Raw genomic sequence first — 20,801 nt, forward strand, 5'->3', positions numbered from 1 at the left:
ACCAAGGGCAACTTTGGTCGCACTCCCCGAACTTCCAGTCGGCGCGTTGGCGCCGGCTTTTTTTTATTCACAACGAAATTATAAAAATTCACACGAAAACAAAAGGAGTGACTTACTACTTTAAGCTAGGGCTTCCTTTTTAAATAGATATGGTTTTTTATACGCCGTATAGGTATAATAAATCATACGAGTAATTCGTATGTTTTTTAGTTAGGAGTATTAATAATGGGTGAAGTTAAAGTAATTGAAATCGGTGAAAGTGTATTTGCGGAAAACGAAGCAGCAGCTGATGCAATTAGAAATCAAATGAAAGAGCAGGGAACATTCTTTTTGAATGTAATGTCTGGTCCTGGATCAGGAAAGACAACTACACTTTCTGCTCTTATTAATAGAATGAAAGATAAATACAAAATCGGAGAGATGGATGTTGATATTGAAACAAGTATCGATGCTCAGCGTGTAGCTGATGCTACAGGAGTACAGTCTATCCAGATTCACAATATGGGACTTTGTCACATAGATGCTGATATGACAAGTCGTGCATTGATGGAATACGACACAACTGATTTTGATTTATTAATTTTGGAAAACATTGGTAATCTTGTTTGTCCAGCAGAGTTTGATGTTGGAGCTAATAAAAACCTTATGTTGCTTTCAGTTCCAGAGGGAGACGATAAACCACTTAAGTACCCTCTTATGTTCGAGATTAGTGACGTAGTATTAATTAATAAGATAGATACTCTTGAGTATTTTGATTTTAGCAAAGAAAAAGTTACAGAAAGAATCTTAAAGCTCAATCCAAATGCAAAGATTTTCTTCGTAAGTGGAAAGACTGGCGAGGGACTTGATGAAGTTGTTGCATGGTTAGAGGATGAAATTGCTGCAGTAAAATAGTTTTAAATGTTCGGCTTTATATAAGGAGAATAATTTGAATTATCAGCAGAAAAATATGACACGAAGTGAGTACGAAGAATTTTTGAAAGTTTCAGCTGGCGAAATGCCAGCTGATTTAGTACTGTGCAATGGAACATATCTTGACGTATTCACAAATCAGTTCAAAAAAGGCGATATCGCTATTAGCAAAGGCAGCTTTGCGGGAATAGGTAAATACGAAGGTAAAGTGACCATCGATATGACAGGCAAGACAATTGTGCCTGGATTTATCGATGGTCATATTCATATAGAAAGTACTACGGTAGTTCCGGAGATTTTTGCAAAAGAGGCAATCCTGCATGGAACCACAGCCATATTGACAGATCCTCATGAGATAGCAAACGTAATGGGGACAGACGGAATAAAATACATGTTGGAAGCTACAGAGAACCTTCCTATGGACATATTCTTTATGATTCCATCCTGCGTTCCATCCTGCGAGTTCGACGAAAGTGGTGCTCAGATATTCGCCCAGGATATGAAGCCATTTTTATCTAACAAAAGAGTATATGGTATTGCAGAACTGATGGATGTAAATGGCGTCGTTAAACGCAGATTCGATGTGATTGATAAGACATATCTGGCAATCATGGAGGATAAGCTGATAGACGGACATGCGCCTTTAGTAACGGGACAGCAATTGATGGCATATGTTGCAGCAGGAGTACTTTCAGATCATGAATGCTCAAATATTGATGAAGCGATGGAAAAGCTTGGCACCGGTCTTTGGATAATGATTAGAGAAGGTACAGCAGCCCAAAATCTGGAGGCACTTATTGATTTGTGTAAAGAACCATACGCATCCAGATGTATGTTTTGCACTGATGACAGACACATCAATGACATAATGGATTATGGTCATATTGATAATATAATAAGAAAAGCAATCAATTTAGGAGTGGATCCTGTAATTGCATATAAAATGGCTTCATGCACTGCGGGAGTGTATTTTGGACTTCGCGACAGGGGCGCTATTTCACCTGGATTTCTTGCAGATTTTGTGGTGTTAAATGATGTAAATACCGTGGATATCGATAGAGTATACAAAGCAGGTGTGGAAATGACTCCTGACTACTTAAAAACACATTGTAAAAGCAATGTATCTTCTGAACTTATAGACAAGTCTCATAATACATTTAACCTGCCACAGATAACAAAGGAACTGTTGTTAAACAATAAAGCTTTGCCGGTTCTTGGTTTGGTAGAGGGACAGCTCATAACAACAGACGAGGGTAAATCCGAGGCGATAGATGTATCAAAGGATATTCTAAAGGCAGTTGTTGTTGAACGCCACTGTGGAACGGGCCATATAGGAATGGGATTTATAAAAGGCTATGGCTTGAAAAGAGGAGCAATTGCAACTTCTGTTGCCCATGATGCTCACAACATTATTGCTATCGGAGCATCAGAGGAAAACATATCAGCGGCTATCAATGAGCTAAAGGAAATTGGTGGTGGAATTGTGGTGTACGATGGAGAAAAGGTGCTTAAGACTTATCCACTTCCTGTTGCAGGCTTAATGAGTGAAGTAAGCGCTGATGATGCAAAGACAAAGCTAGATGAGATACATGAGGCAGCTTATCAGCTGGGAGTTAATAAAAATATTGATCCATTTATGACATTGAGTTTTACAGCTTTACCGGTAATACCGGAATTGCGAATTACAACTCATGGTGTGTTAAATGTTAATGATTGGAAATTAGTTTAAATAACAAATCTATTTTAGGGGAATATATGCTACAATAGCACTTATGGATAAGAAAAGAATATTTATAACAGTAGTAATTGCTCTCTGGATTATGCTGATATGGGGACACAGCATGCAGCCAGCCACAATATCGGAGCATGAAAGTGGACGTGTATTATATTATCTTGGCAAAATATTCCCTGCTTTGCTTGCAAGCGAAGACGGAATGGTTATTGTTAGAAAAGCTGCACATATTACAGAGTTTCTTATATTAGGAATATTACTTACAGTAGCTTTTGCAAACAAAATATATGGAAGGTTTAACAGATTCACAACTCCAGTCCTTACAGGTCTTTTTGTTGCATTCATTGATGAAACAATACAGCTTTTTGTTGTAGGTCGTTCAGGGGAAGTAAGAGACCTTTGGTTTGATTTTGGAGGAGTCGTACTAGGCACACTTATTGCACTTGCATTTTCAAGCGGTAAGCGAACCCGTAGAAAATACTAAGGTGCAAGATTAAAAATAAATTCTAAAAGTGGAGGCAGCATATGGGAAAAAAGAAGATAGTTATCGCACTGGGACATGACGCATTAGGCACAACTGTACTTGAGCAGTGGAATGCTACAAAGCGTACAGCAGTTGCAGTAGCAGAGTTTATTAAGCAGGATTATCAGGTTGTCGTTACTCACAGTAACGGACCACAGGTTAGCATGATTCACACAGCAATGTCTGAGTTCTACCAGAATCATCCTGATTACACATCTACACCAATGTCAGTTTGTTCAGCAATGAGCCAGGGATATATCGGTTACGATTTGCAGCAGGCTATCCGTTCTGAGCTTGTTAGCTGCGGAATTTACAAGCCAGTTTCAACTATCCTTACACAGGTTACTGTTGATCCATATGATGAAGCTTTCTACAAGCCAACAAAGATTATTGGCAGAGTTATGACAGAGGAGCAGGCAGAAGCCGAGGAAGCAAAAGGAAATCATACAGTTAAGGTTGAGGGTGGTTACAGAAGAATTGTTGCAGCTCCAAAGCCAATGGAGATTGTTGAAATTGATGCTATCAAAGCTTTGTGCGAAGCAGACCAGGTTGTTATTGCAGCAGGAGGCGGCGGTATTCCTGTTCTCACTCAGGACAACAGCCTAAAGGGTGCATCAGCAGTAGTTGAAAAGGACACAGCTGCAGGTCTTCTTGCTTCAGAGCTTGAGGCAGATATGCTGGTTATTCTTACTAGTGTTACAAAGGTATGCAAAAACTTTGGCAAGCCAAACGAGGAGCCTCTCGACTATATCTCAATTGCAGAAGCAAAAAAGATGCTTGAGGATGGAGAGTTTGGTGAGACAGATATGGCACCAAAGATTCAGGCAGCTATTGATTATATTGGTGATTCAGCAATTAGAAAGGTATTGATCACAAAACTATCAGATGCTGGCAATGCTGTAGGCGGCCAGACTGGTACAATGATTGGAAAATAATAAATGACCATTAGAGATTTAGAGATTGGACAAACAGCGAGAATTGATGAAGTAGGAGGAGAAGGGGCACTTAGACAACATTTCTTGGATATGGGAGTTATACCAGGTGTAGAGGTTACTCTTGTGAGACTTGCACCTATGGGTGATCCTATGGAGCTTCGCGTACACGGCTATGAGCTCACCCTCAGATTGGCTGATGCTGCTCAGATAAAAGCCACTCTTGTGGAAAAGAAAGCTCAGGAGGAAAGCATTCCTGCCAAGAAAGATAAGCATGATATAAACCATCCTGGCTTAGGTGAGGAAGGAAAGTATCATCTCAAGGGTGACGGCACCCCACTTCCAAAGGGCGAGATGCTTACATTTGCCCTTGTTGGTAACCAGAATTGTGGTAAGACTACACTCTTTAATCAACTCACTGGAGCCAATCAACATGTTGGTAATTTCCCTGGTGTTACAGTAGATAGAAAAGATGGTGCAATCAGGGGTAAAGAATATACATGCATTACAGATCTTCCTGGAATATATTCAATGTCACCATATTCTAGTGAAGAGCTTGTCAGCAGAGACTTTGTTTTAAAAGAAAAGCCAAAGGCTATAATCAATATCGTTGATGCTACAAACATCGAGCGTAACCTTTACCTTACAATGCAGCTTTTGGAACTTAATATTCCTATGGTTGTTGCTCTTAATATGATGGATGAATTAAGAGGCAACGGTGGTTCGGTAGATATTAACCGAATGGAAAAAATGTTGGGGGTTCCAGTGGTTCCTATTTCTGCAGCTAAAAACGAGGGTATTGATGAGTTAGTTGCTCATGCACTTCATATAGCTCAGTATCAGGAAAAGCCAGAGATAGACGATTTCTGTGATGAAAACGATAACGGCGGTGCAGTGCATAGATGTATCCACGGTGTTATTCATCTTATGGAGGATCATGCTAAAAGAGCAGATATCCCTGTTCGCTTTGCAGCCAGCAAAGCCATCGAAAACGATGCGCAGATAATAAAGCGTCTTGATTTAGATGAAAATGAAATAGAGACATTAGAGCACATCACAAAGCAGATGGAAAAGGAAAGAGGTCTCGATAGAAGTGCTGCCATGGCAGACATGAGATTTGCTTTCATTGAAAAAGTTTGCAATGAATGTGTAATCAAACCTAGAGAAAGTAAAGAGCACATTCGCAGTCAGAAAATTGACAAATGGCTTATAGGTAAATACACTGCAATCCCAATTTTTATTTGCGTAATGGCACTTGTATTTTTCCTTACTTTCAATGTTATAGGAGCATGGCTTCAGGGCTTGTTAGAAACAGGAATCGAAGCGTTAACAGATATTACAGATGCTGCACTGACAGCTGCTAATGTTAATGTAACTGTTCACGAGCTGGTTATTGGCGGCATTTTTGAAGGTGTAGGAGGTGTGCTTAGCTTCCTGCCTATCATCATAACAATGTTTTTCTTCCTATCCATATTGGAGGATAGTGGTTACATTGCCAGAGTAGCTTTCTTCATGGATAAGCTACTTCGTAAAATCGGATTATCTGGAAGAAGTATCGTTCCACTTTTGATTGGATTTGGATGTACTGTTCCAGCAGTTATGTCTACTAGAACATTGCCTAGTGATAGAGATAGAAAGATGACAATTTTGCTTACGCCATTTATGAGTTGTACAGCTAAGCTTCCAATTTACACATTCTTTGTTGCTGCATTTTTCCCTAATAATGGATGGCTTGTAATTACAGTTTTGTATTTCCTTGGCATATTCTTGGGAGTGCTTGCTGCATTGTTCTTTAAAAAAATCAGATTCAAAGGTGAAGCAGTTCCATTTGTTATGGAGCTGCCAAACTATAGATTACCTAGTGCTAGAAATGTAATTCAGCTACTTTGGGAAAAGGCAAAGGATTTCCTGCAGAGAGCATTTACTGTAATTTTCCTTGCGACTGTAATTGTCTGGGTTCTTCAAAGCTTTGATACACATCTCAATTTAGTATCAGATCAAAAGGATAGTATTCTTGCACTAATAGCTGGAGGATTAGCTCCTCTCTTTTCACCTATCGGATTGGGAGATTGGAGAATTTGTACATCCCTTATTTCAGGATTTATGGCAAAGGAAAGTGTTGTATCTGTATTGGAAGTACTATTTGGAAGTACTGGTGTTGCAGCTTCGATGTCCACTCTGACAGCATTTTGTTTGTTGGTATTTTCACTTCTTTACACACCATGCGTTGCAGCTATTGCATCTATAAAAAGAGAGATGGGAAGCAAGTGGGCAGTATGTGTTGTTATTTGGCAGTGTGCAATCGCCTGGGTTTGCACATTTATAGTACATACAATAGGACTTCTCATGGGTCTAGTTTAATACTGAATATCTTTAGCAGAGTTTCACATACGTGGAGCTCTGTTTTTTGTTTACACTAATTCGAGTAAGAGATAACTTTCTAAAATTAAATATAAAAAACTTAAGTTAGAGGCTTGAAACCATACAGAAATTGTGCTATGTTATACATGCGTTAGAGAAGACTAACGCTAATTTATGTTAGCTAACATCGGTTGGGTACAATTAATTATAGGCCGGAATAGCTAATTGAGGGATAAATAAAAGTAAGGAAGTAATATATGATGCCATTAGTAGTAGCGCCAACTGGCGAAGAACAGATGATTAAACGAATTGGCGGTTCAGAGGAAGTGAAACGTCACTTGCAAGAGCTTGGTTTTGTACCAGGGGGATTTGTAACAGTAGTAAACGAGATAGGTGGAAACCTAATCGTTAATGTTAAGGAGTCAAGAGTAGCTGTTGATAAACAACTGGCTCAAAAGATATTTATATAGTAAAAAGGAGAGAAAAATGAAGACATTAAGAGATGTAAGTGTCGGTGAAACAGTTACAGTCGCAAAGCTTACTGGCGAAGGCGCTGTAAAAAGAAGAATCATGGACATGGGTATTACAAAAGGTGTTGAGATTTACGTTCGTAAGATTGCACCATTGGGAGATCCAGTTGAAATTACAGTTAGAGGATATGAGCTTTCTGTACGTAAGGCTGATGCAGAAATGATTCTTTTAAAGGAGGACTAAAAAAGTGGGAATTCGTATTGCGCTTGCAGGTAATCCAAACTGCGGTAAAACAACATTGTTCAATGCACTTACAGGTTCTAACCAGTTCGTTGGTAACTGGCCAGGTGTTACTGTAGAGTACAAAGAGGGTAAATTCAAAGGTGATAAGGAAGTTACAATTGTCGACCTTCCTGGTATCTATTCACTCTCTCCATATACATTAGAGGAGGTTGTATCTCGTAACTATCTTATTGATGAAAAGCCAGATGCTATTATCAATGTTATTGATGGTACAAACCTTGAAAGAAACCTTTATCTTACAACTCAGATTGTTGAGCTTGGTATCCCAGTAGTTATCGGTATCAACATGATGGATGTTGTAGAAAAGAATGGTGACAAAATCAACGCTGCAAAGCTTTCAGAGGAAATCGGTGTTCCAGTTTATGAGCTTTCTGCTTTAAAGAACAGAGGTCTTAAGGAAATCGTTGATGCAGCAGTTAAGGCTGGAAAGGAAGCTAAGCCTCAGTCACCAAAGCACAGATTTGACGGTTCAGTAGAGCATGCACTTGCTCATATCGAGGAGCTTTGCTTACATTATATTTCTGATGAAAATGTTCAGAGATGGTATTCAATCAAGTTATTTGAGCGTGATGAAAAGATTCAGGAAAAGCTCGGTCTTTCATCTGACGTTATTGCTCACATCGAAAACGACATTGCTTCATGTGAAAAGGAAATGGATGATGATTCAGAGTCAATCATCACTGGAGAAAGATATAACTACATCGGTACAATCATCAATGGCTGTGTAAAGAAGGCTTCAAAGGGAATGACAACATCTGATAAGATTGATCAGATTGTTACAAACAGATTCTTTGCACTTCCAATCTTTGCAGTAGTTATGTTCCTTGTATATTTTGTATCAGTTACAACAGTTGGTACATGGGCTACTGATTGGGCAAATGATGGTGTATTCGGTGATGGATGGCATTTATTTGCTATTGGTTCTGCTGATTACGCAGATGCAGCTGATGAGTTCACAGCAAATCAGCTTATCGTTGATGGCTATGATTTATATGTAGAAGAAAATGGCACAGAGCCAACAGGTGATTTCGAATATCCTGTAGAGGATGAAGAAACAGCTGCTGTTGAATACGAGACAGCAACACTTGCTGATTATGAAGCAGCTGCAGCTTATGTAGATGCTAATGAGGAGCCAGACCCAGCAAACTATGGCGTATGGATTCCTGGTATTCCTGTTTATATTGAGGCAGCTCTTGATGCAATTAACTGCAACGATGTTGTAAAGGGGCTTATCCTTGATGGTATCGTAGCAGGTGTTGGTGCAGTTCTTGGTTTCGTTCCACAGATGCTTGTACTTTTCATCTTCCTTGCATTCCTTGAGTCTTGCGGATACATGGCTCGTGTTGCTTTCATCATGGACCGTATCTTCAGAAAGTTTGGTCTTTCAGGTAAGTCATTTATTCCAATGCTTATCGGTACAGGTTGTGGTGTTCCTGGTATCATGGCATCACGTACTATCGAAAATGATAGAGACCGCAAGATGACAATCATGACAACAACATTCATTCCATGTGGAGCTAAGCTTCCATTCATCGCAATGGTTGCAGGCGCTATCTTTGGTGGAGCAGCTTGGGTTGCACCAGCAGCATACTTCCTTGGAATTTTTGCAATCATCGTATCTGGTATCATGCTTAAGAAGACAAAGCTCTTCGCTGGAGATCCAGCACCATTCGTAATGGAGCTTCCAGCATACCACTGGCCAACAGTTTCAAACGTGCTTCGTAGCATGTGGGAGCGTGGATGGTCATTTATCAAGAAAGCTGGTACAATTATCTTACTTTCAACAATCGTAGTTTGGTTCTGCACATTCTTCGGTGTTGTTGATGGTGCATTTACAATGCTTGAAGAGGATCAGATTGATCATTCAATCCTTGCTACACTTGGTAGATGTCTTGCATGGATCTTCATTCCACTTGGATTTGGGGATTGGGAAGCTACAGTTGCTTCAATCACTGGTCTTGTTGCAAAGGAAAACATCGTTGGTACACTTGCTATTATCTACGGTGCTTCTGGTGATGTTTACGAGACAATGCGTGCTGCATTTACAGATGCATCAGGTTTCGCATTCCTTGCATTTAACCTTCTTTGCGCTCCTTGCTTCGCAGCTATGGGTGCAATCAAGCGTGAGATGAACAACACAAAGTGGTTTTGGACAGCAATCGGATATCAGTGTGGTTTCGCATGGGTAATCGGACTTATCGTATATCAGGTAGGTAAGGTATTCACAGGCGAAGGCTTTACATTCGGTACAATCTTTGGTATCGCAGCTATTTGCTGCCTTGTATACGGATTATTCCGCAAGGATAAATACAATAAATAAGAGGTAATAATTATGGGTACATTCATAGTAGTAGTTATATTAATTGCAATTGTTGTAGCGATAGTTCGTTCATTAGTCAAAGCCCGCAAGCGTGGCGAGCATCCAGCATGTGGTGGAGACTGTGGTAGCTGCGGCGGAAGCTGTGGATGTCATTAACGTATATACGAATCCCTCAGTCAGAAATGACTGGGGGATTTTTTAATTGATTAAAAAAATTAAGACATGTTGCGCGCAATGGGGCTTTTTGGTATTATTTGAAGTATGAGCGAGGAAATCAAATTTTCCGTAATAATGCCTACATACGGAGTGGGCGATTATATTGGTGATGCACTTGGCTGTCTTCAAATGCAGACCTATGACAACTTCGAAGTTATCATAGTGGATGATTGTTCTCCTGATTCTTCAGGGGACATTGCAAGGGGATATATGGAGCGCGACGACCGCTTCTATTATGTTAAGCATGAAACAAATCAAGGAGTATCTGCTGCTAGAAATACAGGCATAGAGCATGCCACTGGGGACTATATTTTATTCCTGGACCCAGACGATTTATATGAAAGAAATCTTCTTAGAGTATGTGCAGCAGCGTTGGAAAGAAACCCTGTGGATTTGCTTGTGTTCAGTTTCACTGAGGACTATAGAAATGCATCTGGCAAAATCGAATTCATGAAGGGGATTACCCTGGATATGATGGATTATGATGATGATATGGTTACCACAAGTGATGCTGCAACAATTCATAAAATGGCAATGCAGATGGAAGCCATAACAATGCTTGGTTATCCTTGGAATAAATGCTACAAGACAAGCATCATTAAGGAGAATAATCTTCAATATCAAAAGATTAAGCATGTAGAGGACATTCTTTTTAACTGTGACTTTTTAGATTACACAACATCGCTTACTGTGTTAAACGATGTTTTATATCACTATAGAAATCAGGGGCAGGTTCGTCTTACAGGTGGAGAAATCGAGGACTACTTTAAGCTCCAAAAGATTCGTATCGAGAGAATTTACGACCAGCAACAGAAATGGAAGACCTGCGATTTCGAAGCGCTGGGTACTCTTTCAAAGGAATACTTCAGAAGCTTCCAATCAGCAATGGTTCGTCAGTTGGAATCAGGCGTAAAAACAGACGATATTTTAAAATGGTGTAATGCAGAAGCAGAGACAGAACTGTATCAGAATCTTCGCAGATATATGCCGGAGGATTCAAAGACATTGAAGCTTTTGTATAAACCTCTTACAGAGGGAATGTTTGGAACCGCTCTTAGAAGAGCCAGACTTATGAAATACACAAAGAGTCATTTCCCTGGAGTGTTTAATAGGGCTAAGCAGCTTAGATAGGCTGATTTGCTTTTAACAATTGGCTAAGGTATAATATAGCTAAGTTTCGAAGAGGAGGTTAAGGATGACAGATCAAGGGTTTTTAATTTTCTTTTTTGTATTAATACTATTAGTAGTTATAGTGGCAGTTATAGCAGTAGTTTCTGCAGTGTCAGGAGCCGCAGCTGCAATCGTCGATGAAGAGGACGAAGAAGAAGCTTAAGCCACGTTTAATCAGGTTATGCTAGGGCACCTTTATGGTGCCCTATACTTTTAATTAGGAGATAGATTTGGATATAAAAATTATTATTGCAATGCACAAACCTTTTCAGATTCCGGCAGGTGAGGACTATGTTCCACTACAGGTTGGTGCGGCAGGCAAAGATAGTATAGGTGATATTTTAAGGGACGATGAGGGAGATAATATCTCTGCTAAGAATCCCTATTATTGTGAATTGACTGGGCTTTATTATGCATGGAAGAATTTGGATGCAGAGGCCATAGGCTTGGTTCATTACAGAAGATACTTTTCACTGAAGTCCAAGAAATATAGAAAGCATCATGGATGTTTTGATTCGGTGTTATCCCATGATGAGGCAAAAGCTCTTCTTACAAGAGCAGATGTGATAGTACCTAAGAAGCGTCGTTACTATATTGAAAGCTTATATAGTCATTATGCCCACACTTTAGATGGTGCTCATTTGGATATAGCAAAGGAAATTGTAGGTCAGTGCTATCCAGAATACATGAACTCATTGGTGAAGGTTTATGCAAGGTCATGGGGCTATATGTTCAATATGGCCATCATGCCAAAGAATGAATTGGATGAGTATTGTACTTGGTTATTTGATATACTGGGCCGCATGGAAGAAAAGATAGATACTACATCTTTGGATGCTTTTTCAGCACGACTTTATGGAAGAGTTAGTGAAATTCTTTTTAATGTTTGGATTGATAAAAAGCAGGAGGAAGGTTTATCCATTGTGGAATGCCCTGTAATTGATATGGAACCAATCAATTGGCCAAAGAAGATTATGGGATTTTTGCAGGCTAAATTTTTCGGCAAGAAATATAAAGCAAGCATGTAAAATAGAGGCGAGAATAATGAAAATATCAGTGATTACCCCTTTCTATGAAGGGGAAAAATATATGGAAAAATATGTGGCTTGCATGGAAGCAAATCGTAAGTCATTGGAGGCGGCAGGTCACAGTCTAGAGGTTGTACTTGTAAATGACAGCCCATGGAAAAAGCTAGAGGCAGTGTCAATAAACAACCAATATTTTTCCGTTATAACTAATCCGGACAATAAGGGAATACACTATAGTAGGGTATCAGGCTTAAAGTCATCGACTGGGGATTATATTATGTTCCTTGATCAAGATGATTTGCTCGAGGCAGATGCTCTTGTGAAAATGGCAGACGCATTGTCTTCAAAATCTTGCGATATGATTATCGCAAATGCGAAGCTGGAACAGGCAGATGGTTCATATTTATCATGGTATAGAACTGATGCCCATTGGAATAGAGTTTGGGATTTGCAAACATATCTCAAAGTAGGAATTCAAATCATCTCACCGGGACAGTGTTTGATAAAGAAAAGTGCTATTCCAGAGTTTTGGAATGAGCATTTAGTCAGAGTAAATGGAGCAGATGATTATTATTTATGGCTTCTTATGCTTGCAGCAGGAAAGCGAGCAGCTTATTTAAAAGAAGCTTTATACATTCATAAATACACTGGAGCAAACATTTCAGCTGATACGTCAGCTACTGATGCTTCGGTATACGATTTTATAGAATTACTTTACGATTGTGATTATTTTAAAGAGGAAGACATAATCACTCTTCACGAAATGATTACATATAAGGCTCAATTTAGAAAGAGTAGCCTGGTTGGCAAAATTGGATGCTCTTTAGCAAATCTTGGTATATTTATTTTTAATCTTAAGTTTAAGCGAGAGACTAAAACCAAGTATGGTTTTAACAGATAATCTAGGAGATATGGAATGAAGGATGTAGCAATTCTGCTTGCCACATATAATGGGGCAAAGTATTTGCGAGCTCAGCTGGACAGTCTTTTCGGACAGACAAATCAGGACTTTCGAATAGTTGCACATGACGATGGCTCTTCAGACGAGACTATCAATATTTTAAATGAATACATGGATAAGTATCCAGATAGACTGGAAATAATTTACGGTCATCCGACAGGAAGTCCTAAAGCAAATTTCATGTATTTATTGTCTGAAGTAGAAGCGGACTACTATTTCTTTTGCGATCAGGATGATGTTTGGTATCCCGATAAGGTTGAGAAGAGCATAGAGAAGCTACTTGAAACAGAGATAGACGCTGGTGGAACGGATAGGAAACCAGCTATCGTATTTACGGATATGACAGTTGTGGATGAGAATCTTAATGTAATAGATAATTCGTTTATACGATACTTAGGCAGAAGCCCAAGGAACATAGCGTACACTCAGATTATTATAGATAATCCGGCTGCAGGGACAACTATGTGTTTTAATAGAGCTTTGAGGGACATAGCTGTGTCCTGTGATAGCGTTCAGTGGGAAAATGTGCCAATGCATGATGCGTGGCTTCTTGAAATAGCATCCATATTTGGAACAGTTTATGCAATTGATGAGCCTTTGGTTTATTATCGACAGACTGGTCACAACAATATGGGCGCAGTTACAGAATCAACTTCTGAAAAGGTAGCTCGTAACGCAGGGGACATAGCAAATGGATTCCTTTGCAAGAAAAAGGCTTTCATAAATGAAGCCCGAGTTTTTGCCAGAGAGATTCTTAGGTTAAAGGATATACCTGAGGACAAGCTGAAAGTGCTAAACGGTTTTGTGCACATAGGCTCAAAGCCAAAGCTTTATAGAATCAGTTATTATCGCAGACATAATTTTACCCGAGCTAAGCATAATCTTTGGATGAGATTTTGGGTATAGAATAGAGGAAATGTAATGGCAGAGAAATCAGCAGTATTTTTTGATATAGATGGTACACTTTGGAACTACGATAAATTCATTCCAGATAGCTGTAGAGAAGGAATAAAGCAGCTCAGGGAAAACGGGCATTTGGCTTTTATCTGTAGTGGGCGAGCAAGATCTTTTATTCAGGATCCAGATTTGCTTAGTCTGGGATTTGATGGAATTGTTTGTTCATGTGGATGTCATATTGAAATAGGTGGAAAAACAGTTTACGAAAAACTAATTGATGTGGATAAAGCCATAGAAACAGTTGAACTGATTCGTGGATACGGATTTAGACCTATTCTAGAAGGTCCAAGTCAGTTGTATATGGAAGACCGTGAGTTTGGCTTGGATGATGGATTTGGCAATATTTTGCGCAGGGACATGGGAAGTAATTTGCTTGGAATCGACAGCAATTATGGAAAGTGGACAATCAACAAAATGTCATGTGCAACAGATGTTGATGAGGAAATGAGAATAGAGTGCTATGATAGACTTCGTAAGTACTATCAGATTATCGAGCATAGTGACACTGTTTGTGAGTTGGTGCCAATAGGTCATACCAAAGCGACAGGCATGATGAAAGCATGTGAGCTTGCAGGCATCAATCCAAAGAATACATATGCATTCGGTGATAGCGAGAACGATTTAGATATGCTTGCAGCTGCTGCTGTAGGTATTGCAATGGGAAACGGCACTGAACGTGCAAAAGCAACAGCAGATTATGTGACAACTGCCTTTGACGATGATGGTATATACAATGGATTAAAGCACTTTGGGTTAATCTAAAGTTGAAAGTAATAAAAGGTCCTATCGCATATACGGTAGGACCTTTCATTATTATTCTTCGGAGAGGGGTTCATTTTCAACGGTAGTTGTGAGTTCCACTTCTACCTCAGTTACAACCTCTTCTTTTTCAGTTTTTTTGAAGGATTTAATGGTTACCTGGTTATCTACATCGATGGATGCGATAACATCGTAGCCATTTGTAAAATCATCGTCAAAGGATACCTTTGATAGAATCAGTTTAATGTCTTCGTTTTCAATGTTTTGTATAAACTCGTCGGAAGATTGATTTTCCACAAGCTCGTAGGTGGATTCCAGGGATAATTCAGTCGTATCAAGTCTAGCAAAAGGATCATCATATACTTCCTTTGTGTAGGAAATATTTATGGTACAGTGGTTTTCGGAATGTGTTTCCACTATTGTTTCTGTTTCAATAGTTTCGTCCTCGGCTTTGTCAGCAACCTCTTCAGCCTCGTCCTCAGTTTCTTCAGCTTCTTCCTCAACTTCTTCGTCGGCGTTTTCTGTGACTTCTTCAGCGGATTCGTCCTTGGCTTCAGACTTAGTCTTAGATTCATCTTCAGATTCCACAGAGGATTCGGTTTCATTATTTACAGGATCCTCTACAGATTCATCACGATCTTCTGCATCTGTAATTTCAGTAATTTCTGCAGATGCAGTGTTTTCTTCTGCAGCTAAACTTTCTGTGGGAAAACTAAACCATAGAATAGCAATAGACGCTAGGGCTGCTATTATTTTTCTTTTCATATATTTACTCCTAATATTAATAGTGAATCTTTATGTAGTTTACGCGGTAGTCTCCAGGGGCTTGGTCAACGTAAACGTCCTTGTTATTGTAGGTAGGTTTTTCTGCCTCCATATTTATAATGACGTATAAGCCGTCCAACTGATTATCATCGTAATATGATAAATCAATGAATTTGGTCTGGGTATCAATAGCATTTGAGCTAAAGAGACCAGTGTCTATAATTGCTCCATATTTATTCAAGATGGTATAACCAGTTTTTGTGGCGTTGGCACTGATTGTGATACCTTTTGGTCCCTTTGTAATTTTGTCTGCAGGAAGAGAGCAGGAGCCTTTACCAATGCCAGAGGCTGAGCCGCTTAAATCAGCAGCAGTAAAGGTAAGCTCTCCAGAGCCTTTTAATACAGTCTCAGTTTTTTGTGCATCGGTAGTGTGGGCAAAGTCTGCTGTGTATTCAATTCTATCTGCATAGGATGCGCTAGTAATAGAATCATCAACAATATTATGAGCGCTGCCGCAGTTTACACATCGCATAACACATGTACATTTAGTATGGTTAGCGTCCCAAAGGTATTCAGATGCAGCAAATGAATGGCCGTATCTAATACATCTTTTTACATCAGCGTAGGTTCCGTTTACGTCAAAAGAATTGTGTCTACCATTATTGCTTGTTCCATAGCACTCGCCACTACCTACATGTTCTGAATAACTAGTACGCTGGTTTCCGTGACCGTGATAGATTTTTACACCACAATCGACAACTATGGTAGATGACCAGGTGTCCCTGCTTGAAAGGACGATAGAACTATTTTCAGTCCACCCTGATTCGGAGATGACGCGGCCTGTTTTGGAATCATAAATTTTCCAGCGGTATGTGGAACCCTGTCCACCGCCGGCACCACCAGGATAACCGCTTGAAAGATTAATCCTACCTACACCCACTGGTTTGTTAAATACGGTGCTTGCTTCATCACAGTGACCGCTACACCAAAATGATGCATCTACATAACCACCGGGACGAACTCCGGCTTTGCTGTTACAAGCGGAAACGTTGATATTACCATCGTGATAAATATTGTGAGTCTGACCGGCTCTTGCTACTGCATTATTGATGCTCCATCCGCCGGAAGCATTAGGATGTTTTAGATAGTAACGCATAAGCCAATCTTGCATCTGCTCGTAGGTGGTCCCGTTTCCGGAAACTAAAGTGCGTAGTCTGGCCCAATATCCACCTCCGAAGCAAATGTTGTAGGCCAGCCAATCATAGTCGTTATCACCTAAATCGGTGGAGGATTTGTAATCGCAGTCAGCATCGGAAACCATAAAAATCAGATACATGTCATTGTTGTTTTGAGCTACATCTTCAGCACCTGTCCATAGTTGATTTGATACATTGTAACCTTCAGCTCCATTTACGATAATGTCACCGACATGCACGTCACTATTGCTGATAGCATAGTTAAAGAATTCCTGGCCTCTTGCTGAAACAAAGCCTTCATAGGATGTTGCAATAAGGTTGTACAATTCTACAGAATTATTTCTTGCTGCAACAGCGGCTGCTCCATGGTCTACATAGTCATTTACCATCCACTGCATATATGTGCGTACCCACCTCTTTTGAGGAGTATTTAGCTTTGAATATTGATTACCGTATATACGAAGTACATCTATGTCATGAGTAGATGCAGTGGTACTTGTGGCTGACCATTTAGCATTAAGTTTATCTTCGGAAGTGGAATTGGCTCCCATTAAAAATACATTAGTAGGAGAGTTAAAACCTCCTCCAAGATATTTTCCTTCGGTTGTTAGGTCTACAATAGATTTTGCAAAAATAGGATGGTCCTTGATGGTCTTTGTATATTGGGTAAAAACTGTTGGATTTTCGTTTATCCAATTAATAACAAATTCTGGGTTATTAATAACAGTTTGATATAGGAAAGTATCAAATTCAGGATTGTAAGTGACCTGTTTATTCTGAGATGATTCTGTTGTGCCAATTGAGCTTACATAGCTGCTGTAGTATCTATTAGACCAGCTGGTAAACTGTGGGTGATACCAAGGCATACCAGGGGCCCAGTTAAGTTCCTCTTTAAAAAGCTTTAACCAGACGTATTGTGTTACATCACTTTTATTGTAGGAATATTTTGATAAGTAGTTTACATAATCGGATCTAAAAGGAATAAATTGTTTTGTTTCTTCTGCATGAGCAGTCATAGAAGTGCCAAAAAGCGCACTAAATACAATCACCAACGATAGCAGTGTGTTGATGATATTTCTTACCATCTTTTTCATTAACTCCTCCTGATATTAAAAAGGCTTAAACTCATCACCGACGTAGTAACCATGGGAGTTAGTCACTGGATCGTAACCAAATTCAAAGTAGGTTTCATTATCGGAAATGCGGTCGTTTATTCTGTCTATTTGTTCCTGTAAATCATTATCTTTGGTATCCATGTTTTCTTGAAGCATGGCATCCCCTTCTTCCTGAGAAAGCTTTAATTCATCATGCATAGATTCCATCTCTTCATGAATTGATTTTTCCAAATTGTTTATGATTTTTTCTAAATCGGTAAGTTCCCATGCGCTACTGTCTTCTGGGGAAGCAGTGTTGTTGTCTTTCAAAGAAACATATAAATGCTCATTATAAATGACATAGGCACCTTTGCTGTAGGTAGTACCGGCTGTATAATCCGGTGCGCCAAGTGAATTTTGATATGTTCTGCGAAGGCCATCAATCATTGATGTGAGATTTTCAGATTGCTCATTTAATTGACCATCAGTGTATGCTTTAAGTTTTTCAATCTCACTGATTAATTCCTTGCGGTTTTTCTCATCAGTTGTAGTGTTTTCATCTAGCTCTGCCTGGAGCAACTGAATCAGCTGATCTACATAAGTCTTATTCTCTGCATATTTGTTCTCAATGATATTTGTCAAATCTTCAATGGCATCCTTGTTGCTTTGGATATCAGAATAAATATCATTTTCAGTAAGATACTGATTGATGATTTCTTCCAGCGCCTGATTTTGCTCTGTTGTAAAACCGTTTGAAGACTCGATATATTCTGCAAGGAATTTTAAAATCTTTCTTTTGGCTGCTTCCTGATTTAAGTCACCATCTGTATAATCATCAATTGCATCAAGATAAGAATTGGTAATGTATTCCTGAATTTCATCCACAGTTAGTTCTGAGGCTGAAACAGTCTTCATTGAGCGTAGGTTTTTTATACCTAATACCATGAAGTGACCTAGTGTAATCAAAAGCACAAGTGCCAGTGTTGAAATGAAGATAGCAATCTTGTTTAAAGTGCCATCTGGATATCTATAAGTGTCAATAATGTCCTGTAAAAGGGTATAGTTGTCCCTTGTATCGTTTAATTTCTTTTTCATATAACTCGTATCTCCTTATTTAAGAAATTGGTTGATTTTGTTGTTAATAGTTGGATAGTCTAGGGGACAATCTGAAGCTTCATATGTTGCAATTAGATTTTCTCCTAGATAGATTTGATTTTTTGCATAACACATAATCTTATGGCTGAAGTCATTCAAATACTTCTCGTCGTCCATAAGACCAAAATGTTCCCAGTACATAATCTGCCCAGTACGAGGGTGCAGAATTGTAAAATCGGGCGCAAAAGTAGTGTCATCAATTGTAATTAAGTTTTCATATCTGAATGGAATTTCATGCTCGGATAGAGCAATCGCAATCATAGACTCTGATTTAGATCTGACCATTAGCCCGCCAACTGTAGGATGAACCAAGCTTTCTGGATGATTGGTATTCTTAGGGTAATCTGCATTAGCCCAAACAGTTGCCTCTGAATCTAGTTTCCCAAAATAGTCAGAGAGTAGTTCTATGTAGGCATTATCATTTAGAAGATTATTGAGAGCTGCTTGAGCTGTAGTTGTTTTAGCTTTATGTAGCTTTATTTCAGCAAGAGAGGCTTCTAATGCTTTTATCTTAAGCTTTACATATTTCTTTAAAGCAAGCTTCTTTGCTAAATTAATTTCACTCTTCTTTAGATAGTGTTGTTCATGATTATATGTAACAAACCATTTGTTTGAGTTAGAACAGTGCCCTATAGACAAATCTCCTTCTGGCAGAGTCTTTAATAACTTATTCAATTGATTAAGCTTTGTCCTTATTTTGTTTTCTTCTTCTTGGATTCAATCAACTCCTTTCATTTGAGATTTTTGCACTATTTAAAAATGATTGAGAAAAATTTGGCGAAACGCCAAGATGTATCAAAAGATACTTGGAGACTATATCACGGAGAATAAAAAATTACAAGAAGAAATTTATTTATTTTCGTTTTGGGATTTATAACGAAGTGCCGTGAGGCGTTATTTTTACAGGGATTGTGGGTGAAAAAATTTTTAAAAATTTTCAGAGTGGTATGTGGGTAATGTATGCTAATAATAATAATACTCATCTTTATGTTTATCTGGGGGCTGATAGCGTATCGAGCTATGAGGTGTAAGTACATCGTAATGATATAACTATGAATAAATGTATCTGTGATGCCTTATTTGAAATATATGAATAGATAAGTATGAATGGAAATAAACAAATGTGATGCATATTCTCTTGGTGAGATAGAAATAATCTCAAGAGATTTGGCATAGAATTGCAGTTAAATGCTTTTTGAGAAAGATTAAAAATGTTTAACTAAAAATGGCTATAAAAACATAGAAAATGAGGTGATTGCAATTTGAAAAGTATTGAAAAGGTGAATATTGTAAGTTTAATACTTGGAAAACAAGAAGACATGGCAAGATAAATAGATAAAAGTATTAAAATAGTTAAAAATAGAAATATAATACTTTGAGACATATAGGAATTACAACATAATAATTATTATGTGGACAAAGGGGAGCGGCTGAAGTATTAAAAATAAAATATAAGTCAATTTAATACTTTTTGACTACAACCTCATATAATAATTAATAGATATAAGTATTAAATTGAAAAAAATGGTGAATATAATACTTTTGAACTATAGCATACTAACTGAAAAGCTAGCATGAGGTATTAAATTAGAAAATAAAAACTATTCAATACTTTGGAACTACAGTAATCCAATGAAAGAGTCAGTTTGAAGTATTACATTAGAAAAGTAGAGACTGCAAATTCAATACTTCCCTAGAATAAATTCATAAGATAAATCCATTCAGATTAACCTCCCTCATCTTGACAGATACAGGAAATTTTTCTATTATTAGATAAGTTTAAATGCGTTGATGGAGAGGAGTACACAGACCTCGTCCTGTAGAGAGGGCCGCTCACCGGCTGAAAGGTGGCCTAGGATAGAATTGTGGAAGGTAGCTTCGGAGCAGGTGGTGAACAAAGCGCGGCCAGTTTGATGCAGTCGTGTACAAGCCAACCCGAGTCGTTC

General features: G+C 38.7%; 19 protein-coding genes. 15 read left to right on the forward strand and 4 right to left on the reverse strand.

Annotated features, from left to right (window positions below; all coding sequences use genetic code 11):
- The first annotated feature begins 225 nt into the window (after positions 1 to 225).
- The 15 genes from hypB to E7274_RS09535 all read left to right on the forward strand — a co-directional run bounded on the left by hypB (position 226) and on the right by E7274_RS09535 (position 14,648).
- Positions 226 to 894 (forward strand): hydrogenase nickel incorporation protein HypB, encoded by a 669-nt coding sequence (hypB, locus tag E7274_RS09465; RefSeq protein WP_044936910.1) that lies wholly within the window; start codon positions 226 to 228, stop codon positions 892 to 894.
- 34 nt (positions 895 to 928) lie between these two features.
- Positions 929 to 2,641: an adenine deaminase gene (gene ade / locus E7274_RS09470; protein ID WP_304175509.1), complete on the forward strand. Its 1,713-nt coding sequence runs from the start codon at positions 929 to 931 to the stop codon at positions 2,639 to 2,641.
- 43 nt (positions 2,642 to 2,684) lie between these two features.
- Positions 2,685 to 3,128, forward strand: coding sequence for a VanZ family protein (locus E7274_RS09475; protein WP_304175511.1), 444 nt, complete (start codon positions 2,685 to 2,687; stop codon positions 3,126 to 3,128).
- 41 nt (positions 3,129 to 3,169) lie between these two features.
- Complete coding sequence (gene arcC, locus E7274_RS09480; protein WP_304175512.1) at positions 3,170 to 4,102, forward strand: carbamate kinase; 933 nt, start codon at positions 3,170 to 3,172, stop codon at positions 4,100 to 4,102.
- Positions 4,103 to 4,105: 3 nt separating this feature from the next.
- Positions 4,106 to 6,460: a ferrous iron transport protein B gene (gene feoB, locus E7274_RS09485; RefSeq protein WP_304175514.1), complete on the forward strand. Its 2,355-nt coding sequence runs from the start codon at positions 4,106 to 4,108 to the stop codon at positions 6,458 to 6,460.
- 260 nt (positions 6,461 to 6,720) lie between these two features.
- Positions 6,721 to 6,930: a FeoA family protein gene (locus E7274_RS09490; protein WP_334291136.1), complete on the forward strand. Its 210-nt coding sequence runs from the start codon at positions 6,721 to 6,723 to the stop codon at positions 6,928 to 6,930.
- Positions 6,931 to 6,946: 16 nt separating this feature from the next.
- Complete coding sequence (locus tag E7274_RS09495) at positions 6,947 to 7,174, forward strand: FeoA family protein (RefSeq protein ID WP_033153260.1); 228 nt, start codon at positions 6,947 to 6,949, stop codon at positions 7,172 to 7,174.
- A 4-nt stretch (positions 7,175 to 7,178) separates the two neighbouring features.
- Positions 7,179 to 9,554, forward strand: coding sequence for a ferrous iron transporter B (gene feoB / locus E7274_RS09500; RefSeq protein ID WP_304175517.1), 2,376 nt, complete (start codon positions 7,179 to 7,181; stop codon positions 9,552 to 9,554).
- Between the two features lie 12 nt (positions 9,555 to 9,566).
- Entirely contained in the window at positions 9,567 to 9,710 is a 144-nt protein-coding gene (locus E7274_RS09505) for a FeoB-associated Cys-rich membrane protein (protein WP_304175519.1), read from the forward strand.
- Between the two features lie 105 nt (positions 9,711 to 9,815).
- Complete coding sequence (locus E7274_RS09510) at positions 9,816 to 10,901, forward strand: glycosyltransferase family 2 protein (protein WP_081822005.1); 1,086 nt, start codon at positions 9,816 to 9,818, stop codon at positions 10,899 to 10,901.
- Between the two features lie 64 nt (positions 10,902 to 10,965).
- Positions 10,966 to 11,103 (forward strand): hypothetical protein, encoded by a 138-nt coding sequence (locus tag E7274_RS09515; protein WP_177175676.1) that lies wholly within the window; start codon positions 10,966 to 10,968, stop codon positions 11,101 to 11,103.
- Between the two features lie 67 nt (positions 11,104 to 11,170).
- Positions 11,171 to 11,968 carry a DUF4422 domain-containing protein gene (locus tag E7274_RS09520; protein WP_304175521.1) on the forward strand — a complete coding sequence of 266 codons (798 nt, stop codon included), beginning with the start codon at positions 11,171 to 11,173 and terminating at the stop codon, positions 11,966 to 11,968.
- A 16-nt stretch (positions 11,969 to 11,984) separates the two neighbouring features.
- Complete coding sequence (locus E7274_RS09525; protein WP_304175523.1) at positions 11,985 to 12,869, forward strand: glycosyltransferase family 2 protein; 885 nt, start codon at positions 11,985 to 11,987, stop codon at positions 12,867 to 12,869.
- Positions 12,870 to 12,884: 15 nt separating this feature from the next.
- Positions 12,885 to 13,835: a glycosyltransferase family 2 protein gene (locus tag E7274_RS09530; protein WP_304175525.1), complete on the forward strand. Its 951-nt coding sequence runs from the start codon at positions 12,885 to 12,887 to the stop codon at positions 13,833 to 13,835.
- A gap of 15 nt (positions 13,836 to 13,850) precedes the next feature.
- The gene (locus tag E7274_RS09535) at positions 13,851 to 14,648 is read left to right on the forward strand and encodes an HAD hydrolase family protein (protein WP_304175527.1); all 798 of its coding nucleotides are present in this window, start codon (positions 13,851 to 13,853) and stop codon (positions 14,646 to 14,648) included.
- A 51-nt stretch (positions 14,649 to 14,699) separates the two neighbouring features.
- Here E7274_RS09535 and E7274_RS09540 read toward each other — a convergent pair whose 3' ends face one another.
- From E7274_RS09540 to E7274_RS09555, 4 genes are read right to left on the reverse strand one after another with little or no spacing between them, the layout of a single operon-like run.
- A complete protein-coding gene (locus E7274_RS09540) occupies positions 14,700 to 15,410 on the reverse strand; it encodes a hypothetical protein (protein ID WP_304175529.1) in 711 nt (236 codons plus the stop codon).
- 16 nt (positions 15,411 to 15,426) lie between these two features.
- A complete protein-coding gene (locus E7274_RS09545) occupies positions 15,427 to 17,700 on the reverse strand; it encodes a hypothetical protein (protein ID WP_304175531.1) in 2,274 nt (757 codons plus the stop codon).
- Between the two features lie 15 nt (positions 17,701 to 17,715).
- Entirely contained in the window at positions 17,716 to 18,795 is a 1,080-nt protein-coding gene (locus E7274_RS09550; RefSeq protein ID WP_304175533.1) for a hypothetical protein, read from the reverse strand.
- 15 nt (positions 18,796 to 18,810) lie between these two features.
- Positions 18,811 to 19,530, reverse strand: coding sequence for a hypothetical protein (locus E7274_RS09555; RefSeq protein ID WP_304175535.1), 720 nt, complete (start codon positions 19,528 to 19,530; stop codon positions 18,811 to 18,813).
- Positions 19,531 to 20,801 lie beyond the last annotated feature (1,271 nt).

The organism is Pseudobutyrivibrio ruminis (assembly GCF_015057245.1).
In the GTDB taxonomy this organism is placed as follows: domain Bacteria; phylum Bacillota; class Clostridia; order Lachnospirales; family Lachnospiraceae; genus Pseudobutyrivibrio; species Pseudobutyrivibrio ruminis_E.